The sequence below is a fragment of the Luedemannella flava genome, from assembly GCF_039528515.1.
Classification (GTDB): domain Bacteria; phylum Actinomycetota; class Actinomycetes; order Mycobacteriales; family Micromonosporaceae; genus Luedemannella; species Luedemannella flava.
Genome location: NZ_BAAALT010000299.1, coordinates 1 through 533 on the forward strand (window position 1 = coordinate 1; position 533 = coordinate 533).

At 69.8% G+C, this 533-nt stretch carries 1 protein-coding gene; it reads left to right on the plus strand.

Annotated features, from left to right (window positions below; translation table 11 throughout):
- Positions 1–56: 56 nt before the first annotated feature.
- On the plus strand, positions 57–533 hold a 477-nt coding region (locus ABD211_RS32840; protein WP_344140405.1), incomplete at its 3' end, for a winged helix-turn-helix domain-containing protein.

The following is a 533-nucleotide window of genomic DNA, read 5'->3' on the forward strand; positions in this document are numbered from 1 at the left end:
GTGAATCTTCGCGAAGTCCCTGAAGGGCCTGGGGTTATGGCTGTAGCCCATGATGTGTGAGGTATGCGGATGGGGGCGGGCTGACCGCTGTGGGACGGCGGCGCCGGGAGTCGGTGCGGCTGCAGGCGGCCGAGTTGTTCGAGCAGAAGATCAAGCCGCTGGAGGTGGCACGGCGCCTACGGGTGAGCCGGAAGTCGGCCTACCAGTGGCACCAGCTGTGGCGGGAGGGCGGTGCGCAGGCTCTGGCCTCCCGTGGCCCGAGCGGATCGCGATGTCGTCTGTCCCCGCGCTGTCTGGAGAAGCTGGCCGCGTATCTGGAGCAGGGCCCGGCCGCACACGGCTGGGTGGAGGACCAGGTGTGGACCGCGGCGAGGGTGGCCACGCTGATCGGCAGGAAGTTCCACGTCTCCTACAGCGTTTCTGGAGCGACGAGGCTGATGCACCGGCTCGGCTTCAGCCCGCAGGTCCCCGCGCGGCGGGTCGCCGAGCGCGATGAGCAGGCCGTCACCGCGTGGAAGGAGGCGACCTGGGCC